Source organism: Aureimonas sp. SK2, assembly GCF_029813115.1.
Taxonomy (GTDB): Bacteria; Pseudomonadota; Alphaproteobacteria; order Rhizobiales; family Rhizobiaceae; genus Aureimonas.
This window is the reverse complement of record NZ_JAPZDS010000005.1, coordinates 238530-263373: the sequence shown is the minus strand read 5'-3', so window position 1 is coordinate 263373 and position 24844 is coordinate 238530. Positions and strand designations below refer to the sequence as shown.

The window sequence follows — 24844 nt, the reverse complement described above, 5'->3', positions numbered from 1 at the left end:
ACTCACAACACCACAACCCGCCCGCGGCGCAAGCCCGGGCGGGTTGTGGTGTTGAATGGGGTGTGTGGTCCGTTGGGAAACCTGCGCCAACATACGATCGCGATCCTCTCATCCCGCATCGCAGCGTGCGATCGCAATGCACACGCCTTAAGTCTGATTCCCAATGAGCGGTTCAATCCGCCGGGAATGAGACCGATCGGGAGGATCCCATGGCGCGCGCGAGCGAATTGGACCGGAAATACACGGCAACGGACGGGCGCGTCTTCATGAACGGGACGCAGGCGCTGGTGCGCCTGCCCCTCGTCCAGATGCGGCGGGATCGCGAGGCGGGGCTCGACACCGGCGCCTTCATATCCGGCTATCGCGGCTCGCCGCTCGGCGCCTACGACCAGCAGCTCCAGGCCAATCGCGACCTGCTGCTGAAGGAGGGCGTCCACTTCCAGCCAGGTATTAACGAGGATCTGGCGGCCACCGCCGTCTGGGGTTCGCAGCAGGTCGGCCTCTCGCCGGGTGCCCGAAAGCAGGGCGTCGTCGGCATCTGGTACGGCAAGGGTCCGGGCGTCGACCGGTCGGGTGACGTGTTCAAGCACGCCAACGCTGCCGGCTCCTCGACCTTCGGAGGCGTCCTCACGATCGCCGGCGACGATCACGGCGCCAAGTCCTCCACCGTGCCGCACCAGTCCGACCACGCTTTCATGGCCGCGGTCATGCCGATGCTCAATCCGTCCTCGATCCACGAATTCGTCGAGTTCGGCCTGCTCGGCATCGCCATGTCCCGCTATTCCGGCTGCTGGGTCGGCATGAAGGTCATCGCCGACACGGTCGAGACCACGGCCTCGGTGGACCTGTCCGGCGAGAACCGGCGCTTCGTCATCCCTCAGGACTTCGAGCTGCCGCCGGGCGGCCTGAACCTGCGCGTCCCCGACGACCGCTGGAGCCAGGACAACCGCCTCCAGACCTACAAGGCCTATGCCGCGATCGCCTTCGCGCGGGCCAACCGGGTCGACCGGGTGACGCTGGATTCCAAGAATGCCCGGCTCGGCATCATCGCGTCCGGCAAGGCCTACGAGGACGTGCGCCAGGCGCTGCGCGAGCTTGGCGTCGACGAGGACACGGCGCACCGTGCGGGCCTCCGGCTCTACAAGGTCGGCATGCCCTGGCCGCTGGAGCCGGAGGGCGTGCGCGAGTTCTCCGTCGGGCTGGAAGAGATTCTCGTCGTCGAGGAGCGGCGCGAGATCATCGAGAACCAGATCAAGCAGCAGCTCTTCAACTGGCGCGCCGACGTGCGACCGCGCATCATCGGCAAGTTCGACCATCTCGACCGTCCCGTCCTGTCGCTGGCGAAGGAATTGACGGTCGCGACGGCGGCCGTCGTGATCGGCGAGCGCATCCTCGCCATGAGCCATCTCGACGAGACGCATCGCTCCTTCATCGAAGCGCGCGTGCGCCATTTCCGGCAGAGGGGGGAGGCGTCCGGCGCCATCGAGCCGCCTCTGGCCCGCACGCCCTTCTACTGTTCGGGCTGCCCGCACAATTCCTCCACCAAGGTGCCGGAGGGATCGCGCGGAATGGCGGGCATCGGCTGCCATTTCATGGTCACCTGGATGGGACGGCGCACCGACACGTTCAGCCAGATGGGCGGCGAGGGCGTCGCCTGGGTGGGGGCTGCACCCTTCACGGACGAGCGCCATGTCTTCGTCAATCTCGGCGACGGCACCTACTTCCACTCCGGCCAGCTCGCGATCCGCCAGGCGGTGGCGGCCGGGGTGAATGCGACCTACAAGATCCTCTACAACGACGCCGTCGCCATGACGGGCGGCCAGACGGTCGACGGACCGCTCGATCCGGCCAAGATCACGCACCAGCTTCATCGCGAGGGCGTCTCGCCGATCTGGCTCGTGTCCGAGTTTCCCGAGCGCTACCACGCCTCGCAGCTCGGGCCGGGGACTGAGATCCACCATCGCGACGACGTGGAAGCCGCCATGCTGGCCCTGCGCGAAATGCCGGGCGTCTCGGCCATCGTCTACGACCAGACCTGCGCGGCCGAGAAGCGCCGCCGCCGCAAGCGCGGCCTCCTGCCCGACCCCGACATGCGGATCGCTATCAACCCCGCCGTCTGCGAAGGCTGCGGCGACTGCTCCGTCCAGTCCAACTGCCTGTCGGTCGAGCCGCTGGAAACCGAGTGGGGTCGCAAACGCCACATCAACCAGTCCAGCTGCAACAAGGACACGTCCTGCCTCAAGGGCTTCTGCCCCTCCTTCGTGACGCTGGAGGGCGCGCGGCCGAAGATGCGCGCCGCGCAGGCCGCGCCCGATCTCGCGGGGATCGAGGAGCCGGCCCTGCCGAGCCTCGCCGAGCCCTGCAACATCGCGATCACGGGCGTCGGCGGCACGGGCGTCCTGACGATCGGCGCGGTGCTCGGCATGGCCGCCCATCTCGACGGCAACGCGCCGATGCTGCTCGACATGGCGGGCCTCGCGCAGAAGGGCGGCGCGGTCCTCAGCCATGTGCGCATCGGACGCCGGGCCGAGGACGTGATTTGCCCGCGCATCGTTTCGGGGGCGGCCGATGTCCTGATCGCCGCCGACGACGTGGTGGCGACCTCCAAGGACGCGGCGGGGCTGCTGACGCCGGAGCGCACCCGCGCCGTGGTCAACACGCACCTGACGCCGGTCGCCCAGTTCGTGCGCGATCCGGACTTCAACTTCCGGCGCACGCTCGTCGCCGGCGCGATCCGCCGGTCGGTCGGGGAGGGGTCGGACTTCCTGAACTTCACCGAGATCGCCGAGACGGTGAGCGGCGATGCGATCGCCACCAACGTCATGATGCTGGGTTTCGCCTGGCAGAAGGGGCTGATCCCCGTCACGCTCGCAAGCCTCACCCGTGCGATCGAGATCAACGGCGTGGCGGTGAAGGCCAATCTCGATGCGCTCGCCTGGGGCCGCTTCGCCGCGGCGCGGCCGGAGGCCATGGCCGGACTGGTCGCGCCGCGCCGCGAGACGGCCGCGCTCGCGGACCTGTCGACCGACGAACTCGTGGAGCGCCGGTCCGCCTTCCTGGAAGCCTATCAGGACGCGCGCCTCGCCGCGCGCTACCGCGCCCTCGTCGAGCGTGCCGGCCAGGCCGATGCGAAGGCGCGCGCGCATGGGCGCATCGAGCGGGCGGTGGCCGAAAACTACGCCAAGCTGCTCGCCATCAAGGACGAGTACGAAGTGGCGCGACTCCATACCGATCCGGCCTTCGACCGGATGCTGGGCGAGGAGTTCGAGGGCGTGCGCCGGCGGGTGTTCTATTTCGCGCCGCCCTTCCTGAGCGGCCGTGACGCCAACGGGCGCCCGAAGAAGCGTGCCTTCGGCCCCTGGATCCTGCCGGTCCTGCGCGTCCTTGCCCGGCTGCGGGTGCTGCGCGGCACGCCTTTCGACCCGTTCGCCCGCACGGCCGAGCGGGTGGCGGAACGGGGCCTGATCGCGCAGTACGAGGCCGACTGCCGGACGCTGTTCTCGCGCGCCGCGTCCGCCGACCGCGACGTGGCGGTGGAGCTCCTGTCGCTGCCGGCCGGAATTCGCGGCTTCGGCCCCGTCAAGCACGAGGCCATGGACCGGGCCGGGCGCCGTCGCGCGGAACTCCTGGGCCTGATGGAGAGCGGCGCGGCCGTGGCCGAGCGCCCGGCGGCCCGCACGCCGGCGGAATAGCGAGGGGTGCAAAAGCGGAGCGCTGCCTTGCGGCATGCGCTTCACCCGTCATCGTTCCGTGCTAAGGGCGGAGGCGCGACGACGCGCGATCACGGCAGGGCGGCGGGCGCCGCCTTGCCGCGATCGGGGAACCATGAGGCGTCCGCCCTCGTCTAACCCCTGGCCAACAGGAGACCGCAGCATGCTCACCGACGCCCAGATCGACGAAATCTCCGAGAAGATCTCGACCCTGTTTCAGGGCATGGAACTCGACGACGTCTCCAATGTCCTGAAGATCCAGCTCGCCATGCTGGTGACGCAGGGAAGCGAGGACGCCGACGGCGCCATGGAATTCCTTGACGAGATCTACGAGGACGTCGAGCAGATGGTTGAATCCTTCCCCTTCGGCGAGGAGGAGGAGGAAGACGAGGCGGACGCGAAGTCCCAGAACTGACCGATCCGGTCGCAAGCCGGGAACGGATCGGCGGGGGCGCGTCTTTACCCTGGATCAGGATGGAGGCGCCCCATGTCGCAGATCGAAGACCTGCCGCTCGAGCCGGGACGCGATCCCGCTCCGCCCGACGGACCCGTTCCGATGGGAGACCCGCCCGAGCCGCTGGCCGAACCGGACGAGATCCGGGAGCCCTCGGACGACCCCGTTCCCGTCGAGCCGGATCCGGAAGAGAGCAATCCGGGATTGCCAGGCGACATCGAGCGCGGCTGACGCGAGGGCGGGCGGACCTGCGAACCGGGCCGCTCCGCATCGCTGCCGGCGAAAGACCCGCCGTTCCGTTCGGCGAGGCACCTTAACCTGCCGTTCAGCCTAGGCGCCCATGATGGGCTCCGATGCGCCACGCCGCCCCCTCCTTGTCGCCCGGCTCCTTCGCTCCGGCCCCGGCCGACATGCCGCAAGGCATTCTCGGGGCCGACGAGGCGCGCGCGTTGCGGGCGGTCCTGTCGGCCCTGGTGCTGACGCTTCTTCTCGTCACCTTCGAGCCGTACCAATCGTCCTTTCCCGGCCCCGCGGGAACCGGCAACGTCGTGAACCAGCTCGGCTACGGCGGGCTCGCGGTCTTCGCCCTCCTGGTCCATGCGAGCGTGACACCGCGCGCGGTGGTCGGGGCGCTCCTGCGGCCGGCCTGGCTGCTGATGGTCGTGGTGCTTCTCCTGTCGTCGGCGCAGTCGATCTGGCCCGACGTCTCGCTGCGGGCCGTCGTCTTCTCGCTGGCGGCCATGCTGGCGATGACCGCCGCGCTGTGCCTGGCGCCGGACGAGCGAGGCTTCCGCTTCGCCCTGACCGTGACGGCCGTCGTTGTTCTGGCGATGTGCTACGGCGGCGTCGTCCTTCTACCCTCGGCGGCCATCCACAACGAGGGCCTGGAGCCGCAGAACATCGGACTTTGGCGAGGCATCTTCACCCACAAGAACGTCGCCGGACCGGTGATGGCCGTCCTGTGTTTCGCCGGGCTCTATCTCATGCGCAGCGGCCAATGGGTCACCGGCGCTGCCGTCGCGCTCCTGTCGCTGATCTTCATCGTCAAGACGGGCTCGAAGACGACGGCCGGCCTCATGCCGCTCGTGGCTCTCCTGGTCTTCGGCGGGCGTATCTTCGGGGGGCGACGGTTGCCGGCGGTGGTGCTCGCGCTGGCTTTGGTCGGCGCTGGCCTGATGACGTTGGGGACGGTGCTGTCGCCACTCCTCTACGACCTCCTGCAATGGGCCCTACCGGGCACGACCTATACGGGCCGGCTCGATCTCTGGCGGTTCGCCATCCAGGCGCTCGGTCCCCAAGCCTGGACCGGGACAGGGTTCGAGGCCTTCTGGTCGACGCCCGTCGTGATGCAGGCCGAACCGCCCTTCGGATCGAGCTGGGATCCGCGCGGCATCGTGAACGCCCACAACGGCTATCTCGACCTTGCGATCGCGCTCGGCTGGCCGGGGCTGGCGCTCGGTGTCCTGGTGCTGGTGTGGCTGCCCTTGCGAGATTTCGTGACGGTCGGATCCGACGCGCCGGCCGCGACACGGCTCGCCGACTTCTTCCTGATGGTTCTCGCCTTCACCCTCCTGAACTCGTTCCTGGAATCCTACCTCTTCATCCGCGGCAATCCCGTCTGGATGACGACGTGGATGGCGGTCGTGGGGCTCCGGCTTCTGGCCGCGCGAGCCGCGTCCAGTCGCTGATCGGTCGCTGCGGCTATCGGAATCACGTCGTATTGGTTTGCGCGATAATGGTACGCATCGGTGTTGATTGTTGGTCGGCTAGTCTCTAGTGCTCGTAACGTGAGGTTAAGTTCCTGATGGACATATCCGTTGTCCATCCAGCGACAGGTGCGCATTGGTGACGGGTATCAAGAACGAGCGAGATCCTATCGACGTCCATGTCGGAGCGCGGCTGCGCCTGGTTCGGACGTCACGGCGGCTCTCCTTGGAAGAGCTCGGCCGGCAGATCGGCGTGACCTATCAGCAGATTCAGAAATACGAGACCGGCAGCAATCGCATCAGTGCCGCGACGCTGTACCGGATCTCGCAGCTTTTCGAAGTGAGCCCGACCTTCTTCTTCGAGGGTCTGACGCCGCAGGGCGAGGTTGACGACGCCGCCGTCTCCAACCCCGAGGTCATCCAGTCGTCGCTCGCGCTCGGCCGCATTCCCGACGGCGAAGTGCGCCATCGCCTGCGCCTCCTGATCGACGCGCTGGCGCCCGACAGCGGCCGCTAGGCGGCGGCCTCGCCGCCCTCAGGCTTTCAGCGCGCGTTCCGTCAGCCGGACCCAGTAGGACGCGCCGAAGGGAATCGCCGCGTCGTCGAAATCGTAGTTCGGGTTGTGAAGGCCGGCGGTGCTGCCGTTGCCCAGAAACACGAAGGCGCCCGGACGCGCTTCCAGCATGAACGAGAAGTCCTCCGCCGCCATCAGCGGCGGCGCGTTGGCATCGACGCCCGCCTCTCCGCAGACCTCCGCTGCCACCGACGCACAGAAGGCTGCCTCGCGCGCGTCGTTCACCGTCACGGGATAGTTGCGCTTGTAGGCGACGCTCGCCCCGGCTCCATGGGCCGCGGCAATGGCGTCCGAGATCGCGCCGATGCGTCGCTGCGCAAGGTCGCGGCTGGCCGTCGTCAGCGAGCGCACGGTGCCGGAAATCTGCGCCTCGTCCGGGATGATGTTGCGCGCGAAGCCCGAGTGGAACTTCGTCACCGACAGGACCAGCGAATCCAGGGGATCGACGTTGCGCGCGGGGATCTGCTGCAGGGCCTGGACCAGTGCCGCGCCAGCCAAGATCGGATCGGAGCCTTCGTGGGGCAGGGCGGCATGGCTTGCCCGGCCGCGGATCGTCACCTCGAACTCGTCGGTCGCGGCCATGATCGGCCCCGGCCGCATCGCCATGCGTCCGACGGGCAGACCGGGCAGGTTGTGCATTCCGTAGACCGCCTCGATGCCGAAGCGCTCCATCAGCCCGTCCTCGATCATCGCCAGCGCGCCGGCGCCGCCTTCCTCGGCAGGCTGGAACACGAGGGCGACGCGGCCGCGAAAGGCGCGCGTCTCGGCCAGGTGCCGGGCGGCGCCGAGCAGCATCGCCATGTGCCCGTCGTGGCCGCAGGCATGCATGGCGCCGGGCCGCCGCGAGGCGTAGGGGCGGCCGGTTTCCTCCGCGATCGGCAGCGCGTCCATGTCGGCGCGAAGGCCGATCGTGCGCCCGCCCGACCCCCCGCGCCCTTCCACGATGCCGACGACCCCCGTGCGGCCGATTTCCGTGACCACCTCGTCGCAGCCGAAGCCCCTGAGCTTGTCCGCCACGAAGGCGGCCGTGTCGGGCAGATCGTAGAGGATCTCCGGCATCGCATGCAGCGTGCGGCGCCAGTCGGCGATGTCGGCGGCGCGGGCCGCGATGTCGGGAACGAGAAGCATCGAATTCATCCGGTCGGCGCCATCAAAAGGCGAAAATCGCCTGATTCAAGGGACGCTGGAATCACCTTGGCATGATATGAATGCAGGTGCGAAGAGAACGCAAAGCGTCTTCGCGCATCCGCGAGAAGGGTCCCATGACAGTTCAACGTCGGTTTCCGTCGATCCCAGCGCTGTCCGCGCTCCTGATCCTCGCCGGCGCGGGCGTCGCGGCAAGCCCCGCGTTCGCCGTGAACACGATCGTGGTGGACGTGGCGACCGGCAAGGTCCTGTCGGAGAACAACAGCACCCAGCGCTGGTATCCCGCCTCCACGACCAAGCTCATGACGGCCTATGTCGCGCTCAAGGCGCTCCGCACGGAGGAAGCGGCCCTCGACACGCCCGTCGTCATGACGCGCGCGGCCGCCGCCGAGCCGCCGTCCAAGATGGCCTATCCGCCCGGCTCGGTGATGCGCCTCGACATGGCGCTGCGCATGATGATGGTGAAGTCGGCCAACGACGTCGCCCATGCCATTGCCCAAGCGCTCGGGCAGGGTTCGCTCGAGACCTTCGTCGCCCGGATGAACGCCGAGGCCGAGGCGCTCGGCATGAAGGACACCCATTTCGTCAACGCCAACGGTCTGCCGGCGCCCGGCCAGTATTCCAGCGCCAAGGATCTCGCGATCCTCGGCGTCGCGCTGCGCAAGGAGTTCCCCGAGTTCAGCGACTACTTCTCGACGGAGGCGATCGCCGTCGGCAAGGGCACCATGAAGAACCACAACGGCCTTCTCGGGCGCTACGAGGGCGCCGACGGCATGAAGACGGGCTATATCTGCGCCTCCGGCTTCAATCTCGTCGCCTCGGCCACGCGCGACAACCGCACGCTGGTGGCCGTGGTGCTGGGGGCGGACGGGCCGATCGTGCGCGAGCGCACCGCCGCCGAGATCCTGGAGAACGGCTTCAACACCAATCCGCGCTCGATCCGGGACACGGTGGCCGACCTGCCCGTCTCGAGCGGTCCGCCGGCCGACATCAGCGAGGCCATCTGCTCGCCCAAGGGCCGCACGGCCCGCGCCAACGAGCGGCAGGAAGAGGAGAAGCGCGAGGACACGTTCGGCTCGCCCTACATGACCGACCTCGCGCGCGAGGCGGTGGCGGTCCCCGTGGACCTCGGCGGGGCGGCGGGCGCGCCGGGCGTCGAGCCCGGTACCAGGCTGATCGCGGCCTACGGCATTCCGGTGCCGACCTGGCGGCCGGCCCGTCCCGGCGAGCCGGGCTATGAGGGCGAATTGCCCGTGGGCGCGGGCGAGGACACCGAACATCCGGCGACCCCGACCAACACAGCCGCCGCCGCCCAATGACGGCCCGTTCGGCCGGCCTGCCCGGACCGGTTCCCGTCACCGTGCTGACCGGGTTCCTCGGCAGCGGCAAGACAACGCTTCTCAACCGCCTCCTGCGCGAACCCGCGCTGGAGGGCACGGTGGTGATCGTCAACGAGTTCGGCGCGGTCGGGCTCGATCATCTCCTGGTGGAAAGCTCTGGCGAGGGCATCGTCGAATTGTCGGACGGCTGCATCTGCTGCACCGTTCGCGGCGATCTCGTGGACACGCTCGCCGACCTCGTGGACCGCGTCCAGACGGGCCGCCTCGCGCCCATGCGCCGGGTCGTGATCGAGACCACCGGCCTTGCCGACCCGACCCCGATCCTCGCCTCGCTGATGGGCCATCCCGTGCTGGTCCAGCATTTCGCGCTGGACGGCGTCGTCACGCTGGTCGACGCGCAGAGCGGCCTCGTCTCGTTGCGGGAACGGTCCGAGGCGCGGCGGCAGGCGGCCGCCGCCGATCGTCTCGTCCTCACCAAGACGGACCTCCAACCCGATACGGCCGAGCTCGTCCATGCGCTGCGCCACCTCAACGCCCGCGCGCCGCTGGCCGTCGTGGCCGAGGCCGGGCCGGCCGAGCTCTTCGGCTGCGGCCTCGTCGATCCCGCCACCCGCCGCGCCGACATCGCGCGCTGGCTGGGCGAGGCTCGGGCCGACCACCACGACCACGCGGCCTGCGACGACCCGCATTGCGGCCACGACCATTCCCACGGCGGCGATCACGGTGTCCATGGGGCGATCCGTTCCCTGTCGCTCGAGCACGACGCGCCGATGTCGCGCGCCGACGCGGAAGGCTTCCTGGACCTTCTCCTGATGCGCTTCGGCGCGGGGCTCCTGCGCCTCAAGGCCGTGGTCTGGACGCAGGAGGAGCCGAACCGACCCTTGGTGCTGCATGGGGTGCGCACCTATCTCCACCCGCCCGTGCGCCTCCCCGCATGGCCGGAGGGCGAAGGGCCGCGCACCGCCTTCGTGCTGATCGGCGAGGGGCTGGACGAGCGGGTGGTGCGCGACCTCTTCGCCGCCTTCGCCCGCGCCCCTCGGATCGACGCGCCCGACCGCGCGGCCTTGGTCGACAATCCGTTGAGCCTGTCGTCGCGCGGCTTCTAGCGCTCCGCGACGTCCCCCCGGCGAAGGCTGAAAGCCCAGCCGCCGGTCTCCACCGCCTCTACCGACAGGAGCGCATGGCCGCCCGCGCGGCAGAGATGGGCGATGTCCAGCCGCGCGAGCGGATCGTCGGCCAGAACGGTCAGCTCGTGTCCGGCGGCCAGGCGCGCCAAGGCCCTTTCCGTCCTGATGGCGGGCAAGGGGCATTTCAGGCCGCGCAGATCGAGGCGATCGCCCGCGTGCCGCCCTTCCGAGTCCGCTTCCGACGTCCTATCTACCGGCTCGGTCACCTTCATCCCCAACTGTCGAACGGTTTCATGAGCGACTACTCGATCGATCCGCAGACCATCGTCGATTTCTGGCGCGATCTCGGCCCGGAGCGGTGGTTCGTCAAGGACGACGAACTGGACGAGACCATTACCCAGCGGTTCGGCGACGTCTACGAGCGGGCCGCGCAAGGGGAGTTCGACCATTGGGCCGAGGAGCCGAACGGGGCGCTGGCGCTGGTGATCCTGCTCGACCAGTTTCCGCGCAACATGTTCCGTGGGACGCCCGAGGCCTTCGCTACGGACGAGAAGGCGCTCGCCGTCGCCAAGGCGGCGCTGGAGCGGGGCGATCAGTGGCATGTCGGCGACGACGTGAACCAGTTCTTCGCCATGCCGCTGATGCACTCGGAGGACCTCGCCGACCAGGAAGAGTGCGTGCGCTGGATGGAGAAGATCGGCGAGGACAACGTCCCTTACGCGATCGACCACCGCGACATCGTCCAGCGATTCGGCCGGTTTCCCCATCGCAACCCCGTTCTCGGCCGCGAGACCACGCCGGAGGAGAAGGCCTTCCTCGAGGGCGGCGGCTTCGCCGGCTGATCGCGCCGCACACAAACCTTTAAGCGACATCGCCTATCCTCTGCAGGAATCAGGCGGGCCGGCGGGTCCGCGCGGTATCCAAGGCGAGGATCGTGGCGAACCTGACGCTGAAGAAGGCGGACGAGTGGGCGGATCTTGCCCATGCGCCCCCGGCCCATGTCGAGGCGCCGCCGCTCGATGCCTTCGCGGGCACGGGCGATGTGCGCCGCGTGGACATCTACGACCCCCATGCCGTGTTCGGCCTCGTGGACGAGCTGGAGCATCTGGGTGGCCGGGCGCTGGAGCCGAACGTCTTCTTCACGCCGCGGTTCCTGGCGCCCGCCATGCCCCGCCTCGACGAGCGCAGCGTCCGCCTGATGGTGGCCCGCGACGAGGGCGAGGGCCGCAGCCGCCTGCGCTTTCTCATGCCGTTCTCCGTGGAGCGCCTGCAGCGGCCCTCCGGCCGCGACGCGGTTCGCGCGTGGACCCACCCGTTCGGCCCGCTCGGCTCCCTGCCGCTCGACCGCGACGACCCGGTCGGCACCGCGCGCAGCCTGCTCGACGCGCTTCGCGCGCCCGAACATGCCCTGCCGCCGCTCTTGGTGCTGCCGGACCTGCCGGTGGACGGAAAGCTCGCCAGGACCTTTATCCAGGCGGCCGGCGAGGCCGCGATGCCCTTCGCCTGGGCCGATCGCTGGAGCCGCGCCTGCCTCGACGTCGGTGCGCGGGATGCCACCGACGTCCTTCGGCATGGGCTGGGCGCCAAGGGCCACCGCGACCACCTTCGGCGCCTGCGGCAGTTGGGCACGGTCGGGGCGGTCGCCTTCGACGGCGCGAGCCGGCCCGACGACGTGCGCGCCGCGCTGGAGGACTTCCTGCATCTCGAGGCGTCCGGCTGGAAGGGCCGCCAGCGCAGCGCGCTCCTGATCGACCGGCACCGCGCCGCCTTCGCGCGCGAGGCGGTCAACGGACTGGCCGAGCGCGGCATGGCGCGGATCTTTACTCTGCGGGTCGGGGGCGAGGTCGCCGCGAGCCTCGTGGTTCTCCATTCGCAAGGCCATGCCGTCGCCTGGAAGACCGCCTATGACGAGCGGCTGCGCCGCTTCGGCCCCGGCGCCCTGGTGGCGGCGCTGGCGACGGAGGCGCTCGCGGCCGATCCCGACATCCGGACGGTCGATTCCTGCACCGTTCCGGATCATCGGGTGATGAGCCGCCTGTGGCGCGGGCGGCTCGGCATCGGGACGCTGGTGATCGGGCTCGACGACCGGCGCGGCGACCATGTCGCCGACGCGGTGGCCGCGATCGAGGGTGCGCGCCGCCGGCTCAACCGCCGCCGCATCTGGCGCGCCCGCCTTCGCCGGCTCTGGCCCCCGTTCGGCTGAGCCGTCTCAGCGCTTCGCCTCGATCGCCAGGATCGCCTCGCGGATCGAGCCGTCATGGGCTTCCAGGGCGGCGGCGGCCTGCGCCTCCGAGCAGTCGGTCACCTCCCGCACGATGCGCAGGGCGCGCCGACGCAGCTTGGCATTGGTCGGGCGCATGTCGACCATCCGTCCCCGGAACACCTTGCCGAGACGGATCATCAGGAGTGTCGAGAAGAGGTTGAGGGCCGCCTTCTGGGCCGTGCCTGCCCCGAGCCGCGTCGAGCCGGCCAGAACTTCCGGACCCGTCCGCAGAAGGACGGCGTGCTCGCAGGCCTCGAGGAGCGGGGTCCCCGGATTGTTGGCGAAGCCGACGGTCAGTGCCCCGGCTTCGCGTGCGGCCATCGCGGCCGCGCGCGTGAAGGGCGTGCGCCCGCTCGCGGCCAGGGCCAGGCAGACATCGGCGGTTCGCGGCCCGATCGCCTGCATCGCCGCCCGTCCGGCCTCCTCGTCGTCCTCGGCCCCTTCGCGCGCGCGCATCAGGCTCGCCTCGCCGCCGGCCAGGATCACCATGCGACGCGCGTCCGGCCAGTCGAAGGTCGGGCCGAGCTCCACCGCGTCGAGAAGGCCGATCCGCCCGGACGTGCCGGCGCCGCAATAGATCAGCCGCCCGTCCGTCCCGAGCCGCGCGGCGGCCTCGACCGCCGCGTGCTCGATCGCGGGCAGGGCGTCGGCGACGGCCTGGAGCGCCCGGCGCTGGCCGGCGAGCAGCAGGTCGAGGATCGCCGCCGCCGGCTGCGCCTCCAGGTCGCGCCACGCGTCTTCGGCTCGCTCCGTGTCGTCCATCCTTCCGGGCCTCCGACCCCCTTGCCCCGCCGTATCCTCCAAACGCCGGAGGACGCCGAAGGGTTCGCTAAAGGAGCGGTCGTGGGTTTCGCCATCCCGCGCCCTAGCTCCGCCGCCATGGACATCGCTTCGAAGATCCCGCGCGCCATCCGCCTGCCGCGTCCGCCCGGCCGGCATGCCCTTCCGAGCGGCGCGCTCGCCGCGCTTCTCCTCCTAGCCCCGCTCGGCGCGGTCGAGGCGGAGGCACCGCGCGATCCCGGGCGGATCGTCTATCTCGGCGACAGCCGGCTTGCGGCCCAGTTCGACGATCCTGAGCAGCGGGTCGCCAGCGCGCGCTTCTTCGGCAACGCGGCGGCGCAGCGGCTCGGGCAGCGGCTGCGGACGGCGGCCAATCCGTCCGTCGCCGGCTTCCGGTCCGACCAGTTCCTGACCGATTGGACGGTCGCAAAGGCGCTGGCGACGGACGCGCTCTGGGTGGCGATCTTCGGTGTCGTCAACGACGCGACGCAGCGCGGACCGCAGTCCTTCTTCGAGGGCTATCCCGGCGGGCCGCCGGGCGGCGTGCGGGCCAAAGTCGAGCAGTTGCGCGCCGGCGGCATGCGGCCGATCCTGGTGCTGGAGCCGGGTGCCGCGGGCCTGCGGGAAAACGACGCCATCCGCGCCAGCATCGAGGCCTACAACGCGGCGGTGCGCACCTATGCCGCGCAGCATCCGGACGTCGTCGTGTTCGACATGCCGGCCGCCGTCCTGGAGGAGGGCGAGCCGGGCCGCTACCGGCCGGGCTACGCCACCGACGGCACGCATCTCGACACGCTGGGCGGCGTCGCCGCGGGCGAAGCCTTCGCGGCTCTGATGGCGCCGCTGATCACCGCCGTGCCGGCGGTCGATCCGGCTGCCGGAGGTTCGAACCTCGCGCGCAACGGCACGTTTGCCGAAGGCACCGGCGGAATCGCCGCCGAGGGCGTTCAGGGAACCGTACCGGCCGCCTTTTCCGCCTCCTGCACGCCGGGCCTCCGGGCCGTGGTCGCGGCGGGGCCGGCGCCCGGCCAGGTCTCGATGGCGGTGGCGGCGTCGGGGCCGGGCATCTGCACCTTGAGCAACGACCTGTCCGGCGAAGCGGAAGGGCAGGCCTTCGAGGCCTTCGCCACGGCGCAGGTCGCGGAGGGCGCGACGGGCCTTGCCGGTCCCTTTCTCCAACTCCAGAGCCAGCGGGACGAACGGTCGCTCGACGCCTTCGACAACTATTGGAGCGCCAGCGGGCCGGGACCCTCAGAGGCTCGGGACCTCGCGCTGCGCACGCCGGTCCTGACCGTTCCGCCCGGCCGGCGCGGCTGGTTCGCGGCGCGCGTCGGCGCCGCCTTTGCCGGGCCGGGCCTTGCGACGGTCTCGTTCTCGTCCCTGTCGGTGGTGCCGAGCGGCCGGCCCTGACCGCTGGAGGCGAGGCCCGGTCGAGCCTCGGCGTGCTAGGATAGGGTTGGCTTCGCGAGGCCGCCGCAGGGAGATCCACCATATGACCATCACACGAGGCGCCGGGCTGATTCTCGCGCTTGCCATGCTGGCCGGCGACGGTGCGGCGTCCGGTGCCGCGGCGCAGTCCGCGATCGGGCGCGACCTGTCGCTGCGGGAGCGGCTGATCGAGCAGCGCGACAACGCCCGCCGCCGCGAAGGCGAGCGGCGGCTCGACGGCCCGGCCGCCTCCGTCAACGACCGGCGCCGCCTTCTCCTGCGCCAGCGCGACAGCGCGGTCGGCAGCCAGCGCAGCGAGCCGATCCTGCCGCGGACGAGCCGTTCCAGCGTGGTGGTGACGCAGTAGGCGCGAAGGGCGGGACCCCGTCGTCGCGCCGCTGCCTCAGGCCATGGCGCCGGCCTGTCCCCATCGCGTTCCCGCCGGGACGCGCGAGGGAACCAGGCCCTCGTAGATCGCGTCGATGTCGGCGTTCATGCGGTCGGACGTGTAGAGGTACAGGAAGCGGCGCGCGGCGGCTTCGCCCATGCGCGCCAGGCCCGGCTGGGACAGGCTGTCGATGATGCCGGCGAGGCATTCGGGCGTCAGTTCGGGCGCCACGATGCCGGTGCGCCCTTCTTCCACGAGATCGGGCAGGGCGCCGTTGGGGCTGACGATCACCGGCCGGCCAACGCGCATCGCCTCCAGCACCACGAGGCCGAAGCCCTCCCAGCGCGAGGGCACGACGATGGCATCGCAGGCCCGCATCAGCTCGCTCACCATATCGCGCGTCACCGGGCCGAGCATGGTCACCGAGGGCGGGACGGCTGAGAGGTCGATGCGCTTGTTGGAGACGACCGGCGCGCCGACCACCGTCAGCCGCACGGCCGGATTGGCGACCAGCGACATCGCATGCAGCAGGATGTCGATGCCCTTCTGTGGGTCGTGACGGCCGACAAACAGGAGTTCGATCGTGCCGTTCTGCCTTGCCGGGCTCGGGGTCGCGGCGGCCCCCCGCCGCGAGATGCCGTTGGGCACCGTGATCGCGCGATTGAGCGACACGCCGTATTGGGCGGCCAGGCGCGCCTCGCTCTGCGAGATGTTGATGCACACGTCCGTCATGCGCATCATCAGGGCTTCGAGCCGGGCGTAGATGAAGCTGGCCAGCCAGGGCTGCTCGCGCGCGAAGGCCCAGCCGTGCGGACAGTAGATCACCTTCGGCCGGTGCTTCAGGAACGGCAGGGCCAGCCGGTAGACGGCGCCGGCGAAGGTCGAATGGAGGTGCACGACGTCCGGCCGGTATTCGTCCGAATAGCGGACGGCCAGGCGGGCGAGCCGCAACAGGGACAGGGGATCGCGCCCGACCGGATCGAAGGGCTCGACGCATTCGAGGGGGACGCAGGTCAGGTTGCGGATGTCGCGCCGCGGCATCAGGAAACGCACGTTGCCCGCGCCGTAGCGATCCACCTGGTGCTGGGCGATCTCGTCGAAATAGCTGGAGATGCCGCCGGCGACGTTCTGCGCGAAATGAAGGATTTTCAACTCGTCTCCGAGCCTGCGGTCTGTCTGCGCCCGTGCTGGCAGCCGGGCAGGCGCATGGAGCACGTATGTCATAGCATATCGCCTTCTCCCGTCCATGTCGGACGGGGGAGCATGCAGGGAACGTCCTTTCGCCGGCTGCGGTCTTTCCGTATAGCCGGCGAATTGAGGACTTGACGGGTGCGTGGTCGGGACGGCCCGGTCGGCAAGGAATTCGCGCGATGGAATCGCGCGACATGCGCCGGGATGGGAAACGCGTGAACTTCTACGTCAACGGTCGGTTTCTCTCCAAGACGATGACCGGCGTGGAGCGGTATGCCGGCGAACTCGTGTCGGCCTTGGATGCCGTCCTCGCAGAGGAGGGCGCCGGCGGCGATCGTTGGACGGTGCTGGCGCCTCCGGGCACCGAGCGTGCCGGACCCTGGCGCCACATCGCGCTGCGCACCGGCGGGCGAGGGACGGGCCACTTCTGGGAGCAGCTTTCCCTGCCGGGCATGGCGGCGGACGGCGTGCTTCTGAATCTCGCCAACAGCGGGCCGGTCCGCCATCCCCGGTCCTTCACGGTGATCCACGACGCGATCGTCTACCGCATGCCGCGCCTGTTCTCGTTCCGCTACCGCACGCTTCACCAGGGGCTCGGTCTCGCCCTGTCGCGGCGCTCGCGGCTGGGAACGGTCTCGGCCTTCTCGCGGGACGAACTGTCGGGCGTCCTCGGCCTCGACCCCGAGCGCATCCGCGTCGTGCCCAACGGCGCCGACCATCTGGGACGCACGCCGCCCGACCGCGAGATCCTCGACCGGCTGGGCCTTCGGCACGACGGGTTCCTGCTCTTCGTCGGCTCGCACGCGCCCCACAAGAACCTGCAGCGCGCGCTGGAGGCCTTTGCAGCGATCGAGGCCCACGACCGCCGCTTCGTGATCGTCGGCAGTTCCAACGCGGGCGTCTTCGGCAAGGCGGCGGCCGTCCTGCCGACCGGCGCCCTGGCCGCCGGCCGCCTGGAGGACGCCGAGATCGCCGCGCTCTACGCCCATGCGACGGCGCTGGTGTTCCCGTCGCTCTACGAAGGATTCGGCATCCCCCCCCTGGAGGCGATGAGCTACGGCTGCCCGGTCCTGGCCTCCGACATTCCCCCGATCCGCGAGGTCTGTGCGGACGCCGCCCGCTATTTCGACCCCGAGCGCACGGACGACATCGCGCGCGTCCTGGCGCATGCCGTCGGGGCGGGACGCGAGGGGCTGGCGCAGAGCGAGGCCGCCGAACGACGCCTCAAGGCCTTCGACTGGCGCGCGAGTGCCCGAATCCTTCGCGAGGAAGCCCATCGGACCGCCCAGGCGGGCCGCTAGGCCGAGGCGCGGCCGGGTCGGGGCCGCTGTCCTACGCAAGGGCGGACCCCGTCGCATGACCGGCCAGCGGAAACGCCGCCCTGGCGGTTCCGTCGGTGGCCGTGGCGGCGGTCGGAAAGGTGGTCGTTGCCATCGCGGCCGGAACCGTATCGAGAGGACCGATCCGCCTTATATGACCTCGATCGGGAAGCCGTCCTTCCTCAACTCCGTTTAACGTTAACGCCAATCGCGGGAATCGTGCCGGTGTCGCCGTGGGCGCGCGGCCGTGCTAGCGGTGCGTCCGGTCAACGGAACAGGAAGGCGGTCGTGCCGTGCGACGCGCCCTCCCGTCTGCGGGGGCGATCCCATGGCATTCCCATCACCGGCGGCCGCCGACGGGCAGTTCGTCCCGGCCATTCAGGGGCTGAGGGGCCTGGCCGCCCTCAGCGTCCTCGTCGTCCATCTCTACACCATGCCGCTGCTCGCGGGCGTCGCGCCTCCCGGCTTCCCGCGATGGCTGCACGACGGGCTGATCAGCAACGGGCGCGGGGTGGAGCTGTTCTTCATCCTCAGCGGCTACCTCATCCCCGCCAGCCTCGTGCGCCATGCGAGCCTGCCGCGGTTCTTCCACGACCGGTTCCTGCGCATCGTGCCGCTCTTCGCGATCCTGCATCTCGTCCTTTTCACCGCCGGGCCATTGGTCGGCTACAAGTTCTTCGCGGGGATCGAGCCGGCCGAATACGTCCGCGTCTTTCTGGCCAACCTGTTCTTCGTCCCTCTCCTGGTCGGCGCGCCGGAGGCGCAGCAGAACGCCTGGACGCTCAGCTACGAGTGGGCCTTCTACCTGTGGTTCGCCGCCGCCTATCTCGCGGCGGTCCGGATGCGCTCGCTCGCCCTCGCGGTCCTGACGGGGGCGATCGGGGCGGCGGTCGTCTGGCACTTTCCCCGCGCCGCCTACTTCGCGCTGGGCATGGCCTTCGCCTGGGCGCCGGTCCGGCTGACGATCGGCGGCGCCGGCGGTGCGGCCGCGGGGCTCCTCGCCCTCACGACCTTCTATCTCGTGTGCGAATACGTCTCGCCCTTCGCGGGGCTCGTCTTCGGAGCGCTGGTCTTCGCCCTCGCGCTGCATCCCGGCGGCGGGTTCGCGCGGTTCCTCGCGCGGCGGCCGCTGATGTTTCTCGGACGGATCAGCTACAGCCTCTATCTCGTCCACCCCTTCGTGTTCTTTGCCGCCCTCTTTCCGACGCGCCACGCGATCGGAGCGGGCCTCGACCCCTGGGCGGCCTGGTTCTCCTTCGTCGCGGTGGCGGGCGTGCTCGCGGTCGCGGCCTCGGCGGTCAGCTTCGAACTGGTGGAGGTCCGCCTCCGCCGCCGCCTCGACGCGATGTTCCGGCGGCGGCTGAACGGCGGCCGGCTGCCGCTCGCCCTGCGCGGCCGCTGAGAAGAAGCCTCCGGAAACTTTATCCTGTATAGGGTGGAGCGCGGCGTGCCGCGAACGAGGGGTTTGGCGACGTGATTTGGCCGCTCATCAACATCGAGGCGATCGCGCTCTGCGCCTACTTCTTCCGCGACGCCTTCGCCGGGGCGATGCGCTATTATCTCGACCGGGCGGGCCTCGGCGTCGCCTGGTTCCTGCCCGATCTCCTGGCCTTCGTCTGCGTGGCCGCCTTCGTCTACCGCTACGGCGTCCATCGGCGCAGCCGGCTGGCGATCGCCACGACCGCCGTGATCTTCTTCTCCACGCTGATCGGCTATTTCTTCCTCGGCACGATCGAGGGGCTCCTGTCGTCCATCAAGATGATGGTGCCGGTCTTCGTCGGCTTCCTGTTCGCCGAGCGCTATGTCGGCGACTACCGCAAGACGCTGCACTTCGTGCATTTCCTGCTCTACGCCTCGATGCTCGGCATCCTCCTGTCCTCGATCGTCGAGCTCCCCTGGGTCGGCTACACGTTCGCGGCGATCACCGGCGAACGGCAGGCGACCACCGTCTGGTGGCAGGGCGAAACCGTCCGCCTGTCGGGCTTTGCCGCCGACAGCACGATGGCGGCCTTCTTCGTCATGATCTCCTTCGTCCTGACCTCCATCAACCGCTCGACGATCTGGGCGCTGGTGGTCGGCCCCGTCGCGCTGGCCGCGATCCAGCTCACCACCAACAAGACCTATCTTCTGGTCCTCGGCGTCTACATCCTGGCGCTCGTGATGGTGCGCTCGGTCCGGCGGGAGACCGGGTTCCGGCTGCTGCGGCTCATGGCGGTCGGCTCCTATGCCTGCATCCTGGTGCCCGTCATGCTGATGATCCTCCTCGGCGGTGTCGATCTCGAGCGGATCGACCCGCTCCTGTTCAGCATGCAGGACCGCATCAACAACAGTTGGCAGAAGCCCTTCGTCTTCATGGCCGAGATCTTCCCGATCGGCTACGTGACGGGCTGCGGGGTCGGCTGCTTCAACTACCCGCAGGACCTCTTCGCGCCCTCCAAGCTCGCCTACATCGTGCCGGTCGACAACTTCTACGTCGGCACGTACCTGATGTTCGGGCCGATCTTTCTCGTCTTCGTGGCGCTCGTGATCCGCGCCGCGATGGACGTCGTCGACGTCTACAAGCTGACGGCGATGATCGTCGTGAACCTCTACACGATCACCATCCTGAGCTACGGGCCGGCCAGCGGCCTGATCATGATCAGCCTGTCCTTCAGCGCGGTCTTCGCGAGCCGGGCGATGCGCCGCAGCGTCGGCGCGGAGGCCGTCTTCCAGGCGCCGCCCCGGCGCGAGGTGGCGCTGCCGGCCCATGCCCTGCCGAGCCCCGCCTGAGCCGTGTCCATGTTCCGCGATGGGATGATCCGATGCGCCTGATCCTGGCTTCCGCCGTTTTGCTGTGCGGGCTCCTCGGCTCGGCCAGCGCCCCGGTCCGCGCGCAGGAGCGGGCGGCGCCGTTCCTGTTCGGCGTCGGAGCGCATTTCGCCTTTCCCCTGACGCGCGGCTACGTTCCGCGCGACATGGCGCCCCTCCTGAAGGATCTCGGCGTCGACAGCTTCCGCGACGACGTGGATGCCGACGCCTTTACCCATCCGTCCGCCTACCGACCGATCGGCTCGACCCTCGACCGGCTCAACGCGGCGGTCTACCGGCGCTTCGGGCGGCCGGTCCTGATCCTGCGCGGACCCGTGATCGGGGAGGGGGCCTCGGCACGCCAGGCGCCGCGTGACGCGGCCGAGCGCGAGGCCTTCGCCGACTTCGCCGCAGATCTCGAGCACCACACGCGCCCCTATGCGCCGCTTCTCGAGATCTGGAACGAGTGGAACATGCAGTGGCGCGAGAACCCGCATCTCCTGGGTCTTCTCGCCGGCAACGAGAACCCCGACTATTCGCCCGAGAACTACGTCGCGATGGCGAGGGTCGTGTTCGATCGCCTCAAGCGCGAGAACCCGGGTGCCCTCGTCCTCACCGGATCGATCGGCGACGACCCGGACTGGGTCTGGACGCGCCGGGCGCTGGACGCGGGCCTCGCCGAGACCGGCGACGGCATTTCGGTCCATTTCTACAACCATTGCCAGGCGCCGGAGCAGCGCACGGCCGAGAACCTCGTGGCGCGCACTGAGGATTTCCGCCGCACCGTCGAGGAGAAGGCCGGCCCGGATGCCCCGCCGCTCTACGTCACCGAGTTCGGCTGGCCGAACGACAACGGCGCCTGCGGCATCGACCTCCGGCGCGCCGCCACCAACGTCGCCCAATACGCGCTCTGGAGCGCGACGGTGGACTGGATCCGGGGCGTCTGGGTCTACGAGCTGCGCAACAGCGGCAAGCGGCCGGAAGACCGTGAGGACAATTTCGGTCTCCACGACTATGCCAACCGGCCAAAGCCCGCGGCCTGCGCCTATCGCGAGGCCATCGCCCTGTCGCGGGAGATCGGCGGCGGCCGGTTCCGGGAGACGGCCGAAGGCGTGCGGTGGCTGGAAGGCGAGGACGCCGAGGGTAGGCCGGTCTGGGCCTTCTGGACCACGGCGGCCGATACCGCGTCCCGTCTCGATCTGCCGGATAACCTTTCCGGCGTCACCGGCCGCGAGCTCTGCGCCGAGGGCAACCCGGCCGGCGAAGATCTCGTGATCGGCGCCATGCCCCTCGTCCTCCGCCCGCCGGCGGGCAGCGATCCCGCCGCTGTCGTGGTCGCGCCGGCGGCGGCGCCATGAGCCGCGAGCCGGTGCCCGCGCCGCCGCCCTACGACGACAGTTTCGCCGCCATCCGCGGCCGGATCCGCGAGGACATCGCGATCGTCGCGCGCATCGAGGGCGTGCCGGCCGATCTCAAGCTGGTGCTGCGGCTCTGCCTGGTCACGCCCGGCTTCCAGTTCGTCCTGTCGCGCCGCATCCAGGAGGCGGTGCGGCGGATCCCGGTGGTGGGGCCGGCGATCCGGCGCGTCCTCTGGTCGCTGACCTGCGTGGTCTACGGCTCCGAGCTCGCGCCGTCCGCCGAGATCGGCGGCGGGCTTTATGTCCCGCATCCCTTCGGCATCGTGGTCGGGCGCAGCCATGTCGGACGGGGCGTCGCGCTGATGCAGGGGGTGACGATCGGCAATCTCCACGTCGCCGACCGCAGTGCGCCGGTCATCGGCGACGGCTGCTCGCTAGGCGCGGGCTGCGCGGTGCTGGGTCCGGTGCGGCTCGGGGCCGGCGCGCGCGTCGGAGCGAACGCCGTGGTGCTGGTCGACGTGCCGGCGGGCGGCACGGCGGTGGGCATCCCGGCACGCGTCCTCGGCAGAGCCGACCCTTAGGCCGGCGCCGCTTCCCGCAGGAACCGCCGGAGGAACATCAGGCGGCCGGCATAAAGCACCAGCGCGGTGATCAGGGAGGCCAGGCCGACGCCGACGAAGCCGAAGGCTTCGATCAGCCCGTAGGCGAGGGTCAGCGACAGGACCATGCCGAAGACGTTGAGCGCGGCGTAGTGCCCGTCCTTCTCCATGGCCGTCAGGCCGAAGTTGAGAAGCTCGGAGAGCGTGCGCACCACAGCCGCCAGGACCAAGAGCCAGAACACGCTGCGCGTCCCTGTCATGTCGTGGCCAGGCAGGAAACGGCCGGCGACCTCGCCCGCGACGAGCAGCCCAGCGGCGAGCACGGCGGCGATCGCCGAGACCCGCAGCGTCTGCCGGCGGATCTCTGCGGCAAGCGCCCCGGCGTTGCCGCCGGCGAACGAGCCGAGCACCGTGGGAAAGAGAACCTGCACGATGGCGGTCGCGAGCAGCGTCTGGAGCGCGTTGGTCAGCGACCAGTAGAACGTGTAGAGGCCGGCGACGTCGAGACCGAGCAGCGCCGTGACGACGTAGCGGTCGGCAAACAGCATGGCGACGATGCCGAGATCGCTGAGGTAGATGGACCAGGACCGGCGCAGCCGATCGGCGATCCAGTCGCGCCGCAGCGGCACGCGCCATGCCGCCTCCAGCGTCGCGCGCGGCACGGCGACGACGAGGATCGCGACGCCGAGGACATGGAAGGCGATCCAGAACAGGAAGACGGCCTGGAGGCTGTTCAGCTCGGGAACCAGCCAGCCGCCGCCGATCACCAGCGGCACCCAGAGCGCCGAGCGCACGAACACGAGGAGGTTGGCGAGCCGCCCCTTGCCGAGCGAAAGAAGCGGCATGTGCACGTCGAGCCCGATGGTCTCGAAGACCACCAGGACGGCGATCAGGACGACGAGCCCGTCCGCCGGAAGGTCGAAGGCGTGCAGGAGGGGCAAGGCCAGGACGAGGCAGGCCGCGAGCGAGACGGCCGTGACCAGGAGGCGCGCCTTGATGATTCCGGCCGCCGCCACGGCGCTCGCCCCGACCACGTCGCGTGCGCAGAAATAGTTGAGGCCCCAGCCGACCGCGGCGGGAATGATGCCGATCGCGCCCAGTGCCAGCCCGTAGACGCCCGACGCCTCGTAGCCGAGGACGCCGACGACCCAGAAGGCGAGGGCGAAGCGCAGGCCGAGCGTCGCCATTCGCAGTCCGAGATGAAACAGCGACGACAGGTCCCGGGAGGCGAGCCGGGCCGGCAGGCGGCGGCCGAAAAGGGTCGTCACGGACATGGGTCACCGGTCGGAGCGCGGGCGGCCGGGCTGTCTTGCATCTTTTGACGCGCCTTCGCCAGTCTCCCCTCGACAATCCCGGCGGGACGGGCAATCCATCCCCGGCGAGGGTGGAGCGAAGGGAACGAGCGCGTTGAGGATTGCCGGCATCACCGCCCTGTTCCCCCCCTCGATCATCGGCGGCGCGGAGGCGAGCGCCGCCAGTCTCAAGGCGATCCTGGCCGCGCGGGGCCACGAGGTCCATGTCCTCTCGACCACGGTGGACGCCGGCGAGCGGCATGTCGTGCGCGAGACCTATGCGGGGACTGTCGCCGTCCAGCGCCACCCGATGCCCCGTGGCTACACCGCCTTCGATTTTGCCGCCCACAACCCGCTCGCCAAGGCGCTCTGGCATCTTCAGGACCATGCCGACCCGCGCAACCGCCGGGTCTGGGCCGCCTTCCTCGACGAGGTGCGCCCGGACGTCGCCATGGTGCACGTGACCCAGGGCCTCGGCTTCAACGGCCTTCTGGAACTCGCCAGCCGGGACATCCCGACGCTCTTCGTCCTGCACGACCTGTCGCTCGCCTGCTACAAGACCTCCATGTTCAAGGCGGACGGGGCCTGCGCCGGCCAGTGCGCGCCGTGCCGCCTGTCGAGCCGCGTCAAGCAGGGCTATCTCGGTGCGATTCCGCGTCTGGGCATCGTCTCGCCCTCGCGCGCCACCTACGAGACGCTCAAGCGCTTCGTGCCGATCGGCGAGCGGCCGCATCGCATCATCCTGAACGCCAATGCCTATCCGCCGCCGCCGGCCGAAAAGAGCCGGGCGCCGGAGCTGCGGCTCCTTTATGCCGGGCAGATCTCGCGCACCAAGGGCGTCGGGTTCCTCTTGGAGACGGTGGCGGAACTCGCCGCCACCCTGCCGGTGTCGCTGCGCGTCGTCGGCGGGGGGCCGGAACTCGAACCGCTTCGCGCGCGCTATGGCGCGGCGCCGTGGGTGAGCTTCACCGGCAAGGTCTCGCCGTCCGAGGTGTCCGGCTTCATGAACGAGAGCGACCTCCTCTGCGCGCCTTCGCTCTGGGCGGAGAACTCGCCGGGCGTCGTGATCCAGGCGATCACGGCCGGCCTGCCCGTCCTGTCGAGCGACCGGGGCGGGTTGCCGGAACTGGTCGAGACGGACAGGACGGGTCTCGTCCTGCCGGCCGGCGACCATGCGGCATGGCGCGCGGCCATCCGGGCGCTCGCGGCCGACCGCGAGCGGCTCGCGCGCCTGTCGCTGGCCACGCGGGCGGCCTCCGCGCGCTTCGACCCGGAAGCGGCGGCCGACGCCTATCTCGCCTTCGCGGCGTTCGTGGCGAATCAGCCCCCTGTTGCCTGAAGGACACGGTTCCCGTGCTTTGAAGGACGGCTCGCGGAGAGGT

The 24844-nt window shown here is 70.1% G+C and carries 22 protein-coding genes; 17 read left to right on the top strand and 5 right to left on the bottom strand.

Annotated features, from left to right (window positions below; translation table 11 throughout):
• Positions 1–209: 209 nt before the first annotated feature.
• The 5 genes from O5O54_RS08910 (at position 210) to O5O54_RS08890 (ending at position 6387) form a co-directional block, all read left to right on the top strand.
• Positions 210–3692, top strand: coding sequence for an indolepyruvate ferredoxin oxidoreductase family protein (locus O5O54_RS08910; RefSeq protein WP_279480781.1), 3483 nt, complete (start codon positions 210–212; stop codon positions 3690–3692).
• Between the two features lie 181 nt (positions 3693–3873).
• A complete protein-coding gene (locus O5O54_RS08905; protein WP_279480780.1) occupies positions 3874–4125 on the top strand; it encodes a hypothetical protein in 252 nt (83 codons plus the stop codon).
• Between the two features lie 72 nt (positions 4126–4197).
• A complete protein-coding gene (locus tag O5O54_RS08900) occupies positions 4198–4395 on the top strand; it encodes a hypothetical protein (RefSeq protein ID WP_279480779.1) in 198 nt (65 codons plus the stop codon).
• A gap of 122 nt (positions 4396–4517) precedes the next feature.
• Complete coding sequence (locus tag O5O54_RS08895) at positions 4518–5852, top strand: O-antigen ligase (RefSeq protein ID WP_279480778.1); 1335 nt, start codon at positions 4518–4520, stop codon at positions 5850–5852.
• A gap of 157 nt (positions 5853–6009) precedes the next feature.
• Entirely contained in the window at positions 6010–6387 is a 378-nt protein-coding gene (locus O5O54_RS08890) for a helix-turn-helix transcriptional regulator (RefSeq protein WP_279480777.1), read from the top strand.
• A gap of 18 nt (positions 6388–6405) precedes the next feature.
• On the opposite strand, the gene O5O54_RS08885 is transcribed toward O5O54_RS08890, so the two are convergent.
• A complete protein-coding gene (locus O5O54_RS08885; RefSeq protein ID WP_279480776.1) occupies positions 6406–7572 on the bottom strand; it encodes a M20 family metallopeptidase in 1167 nt (388 codons plus the stop codon).
• 134 nt (positions 7573–7706) lie between these two features.
• Between O5O54_RS08885 and O5O54_RS08880 the strand changes: the two genes are divergently transcribed.
• Complete coding sequence (locus O5O54_RS08880) at positions 7707–8909, top strand: D-alanyl-D-alanine carboxypeptidase (protein ID WP_279480775.1); 1203 nt, start codon at positions 7707–7709, stop codon at positions 8907–8909.
• Positions 8906–10036 carry a GTP-binding protein gene (locus O5O54_RS08875; protein WP_279480774.1) on the top strand — a complete coding sequence of 377 codons (1131 nt, stop codon included), beginning with the start codon at positions 8906–8908 and terminating at the stop codon, positions 10034–10036. The genes O5O54_RS08880 and O5O54_RS08875 overlap by 4 nt, the downstream gene beginning before the upstream one ends.
• Here the strand turns inward: O5O54_RS08875 and O5O54_RS08870 are convergent.
• A complete protein-coding gene (locus tag O5O54_RS08870) occupies positions 10033–10329 on the bottom strand; it encodes a sulfurtransferase TusA family protein (protein WP_347814876.1) in 297 nt (98 codons plus the stop codon). The genes O5O54_RS08875 and O5O54_RS08870 overlap by 4 nt on opposite strands.
• A gap of 21 nt (positions 10330–10350) precedes the next feature.
• Here O5O54_RS08870 and O5O54_RS08865 point away from each other — a divergent pair, with 21 nt between their 5' ends.
• Together O5O54_RS08865 and O5O54_RS08860 are read left to right on the top strand one after the other, a co-directional pair.
• On the top strand, positions 10351–10899 hold the full coding sequence (locus O5O54_RS08865; protein ID WP_279480773.1) for a DUF924 domain-containing protein: 549 nt from the start codon (positions 10351–10353) through the stop codon (positions 10897–10899).
• A 92-nt stretch (positions 10900–10991) separates the two neighbouring features.
• The gene (locus O5O54_RS08860; RefSeq protein ID WP_279480772.1) at positions 10992–12260 is read left to right on the top strand and encodes a GNAT family N-acetyltransferase; all 1269 of its coding nucleotides are present in this window, start codon (positions 10992–10994) and stop codon (positions 12258–12260) included.
• Positions 12261–12266: 6 nt separating this feature from the next.
• Here the strand turns inward: O5O54_RS08860 and O5O54_RS08855 are convergent, their stop codons facing one another.
• The gene (locus tag O5O54_RS08855) at positions 12267–13082 is read right to left on the bottom strand and encodes an N-acetylmuramic acid 6-phosphate etherase (protein WP_279480771.1); all 816 of its coding nucleotides are present in this window, start codon (positions 13080–13082) and stop codon (positions 12267–12269) included.
• 81 nt (positions 13083–13163) lie between these two features.
• On the opposite strand from O5O54_RS08855, the gene O5O54_RS08850 reads away from it, so the two are divergent.
• Positions 13164–14510 (top strand): SGNH/GDSL hydrolase family protein, encoded by a 1347-nt coding sequence (locus tag O5O54_RS08850; protein WP_279480770.1) that lies wholly within the window; start codon positions 13164–13166, stop codon positions 14508–14510.
• Between the two features lie 82 nt (positions 14511–14592).
• Entirely contained in the window at positions 14593–14895 is a 303-nt protein-coding gene (locus O5O54_RS08845; RefSeq protein WP_279480769.1) for a hypothetical protein, read from the top strand.
• Between the two features lie 36 nt (positions 14896–14931).
• Here O5O54_RS08845 and O5O54_RS08840 read toward each other — a convergent pair whose 3' ends face one another.
• Positions 14932–16140, bottom strand: coding sequence for a glycosyltransferase family 4 protein (locus tag O5O54_RS08840; RefSeq protein WP_279480768.1), 1209 nt, complete (start codon positions 16138–16140; stop codon positions 14932–14934).
• 146 nt (positions 16141–16286) lie between these two features.
• On the opposite strand from O5O54_RS08840, the gene O5O54_RS08835 reads away from it, so the two are divergent.
• From O5O54_RS08835 to O5O54_RS08815, 5 genes are all read left to right on the top strand, one after another.
• Positions 16287–17408, top strand: coding sequence for a glycosyltransferase family 1 protein (locus O5O54_RS08835; RefSeq protein WP_279480767.1), 1122 nt, complete (start codon positions 16287–16289; stop codon positions 17406–17408).
• Positions 17409–17754: 346 nt separating this feature from the next.
• Positions 17755–18828 (top strand): acyltransferase, encoded by a 1074-nt coding sequence (locus tag O5O54_RS08830; RefSeq protein WP_279480766.1) that lies wholly within the window; start codon positions 17755–17757, stop codon positions 18826–18828.
• A gap of 71 nt (positions 18829–18899) precedes the next feature.
• Positions 18900–20195: a hypothetical protein gene (locus O5O54_RS08825; RefSeq protein ID WP_279480765.1), complete on the top strand. Its 1296-nt coding sequence runs from the start codon at positions 18900–18902 to the stop codon at positions 20193–20195.
• A gap of 32 nt (positions 20196–20227) precedes the next feature.
• The gene (locus O5O54_RS08820) at positions 20228–21571 is read left to right on the top strand and encodes a hypothetical protein (RefSeq protein ID WP_279480764.1); all 1344 of its coding nucleotides are present in this window, start codon (positions 20228–20230) and stop codon (positions 21569–21571) included.
• Positions 21568–22152: a hypothetical protein gene (locus tag O5O54_RS08815; RefSeq protein ID WP_279480763.1), complete on the top strand. Its 585-nt coding sequence runs from the start codon at positions 21568–21570 to the stop codon at positions 22150–22152. Before O5O54_RS08820 ends, O5O54_RS08815 begins: the two co-directional genes overlap by 4 nt.
• Here the strand turns inward: O5O54_RS08815 and O5O54_RS08810 are convergent.
• Positions 22149–23444: a lipopolysaccharide biosynthesis protein gene (locus O5O54_RS08810; RefSeq protein WP_279480762.1), complete on the bottom strand. Its 1296-nt coding sequence runs from the start codon at positions 23442–23444 to the stop codon at positions 22149–22151. The two genes, O5O54_RS08815 and O5O54_RS08810, sit on opposite strands and share 4 nt — an antisense overlap.
• A gap of 133 nt (positions 23445–23577) precedes the next feature.
• Here O5O54_RS08810 and O5O54_RS08805 point away from each other — a divergent pair, with 133 nt between their 5' ends.
• On the top strand, positions 23578–24801 hold the full coding sequence (locus tag O5O54_RS08805; protein ID WP_279480761.1) for a glycosyltransferase family 4 protein: 1224 nt from the start codon (positions 23578–23580) through the stop codon (positions 24799–24801).
• Positions 24802–24844 lie beyond the last annotated feature (43 nt).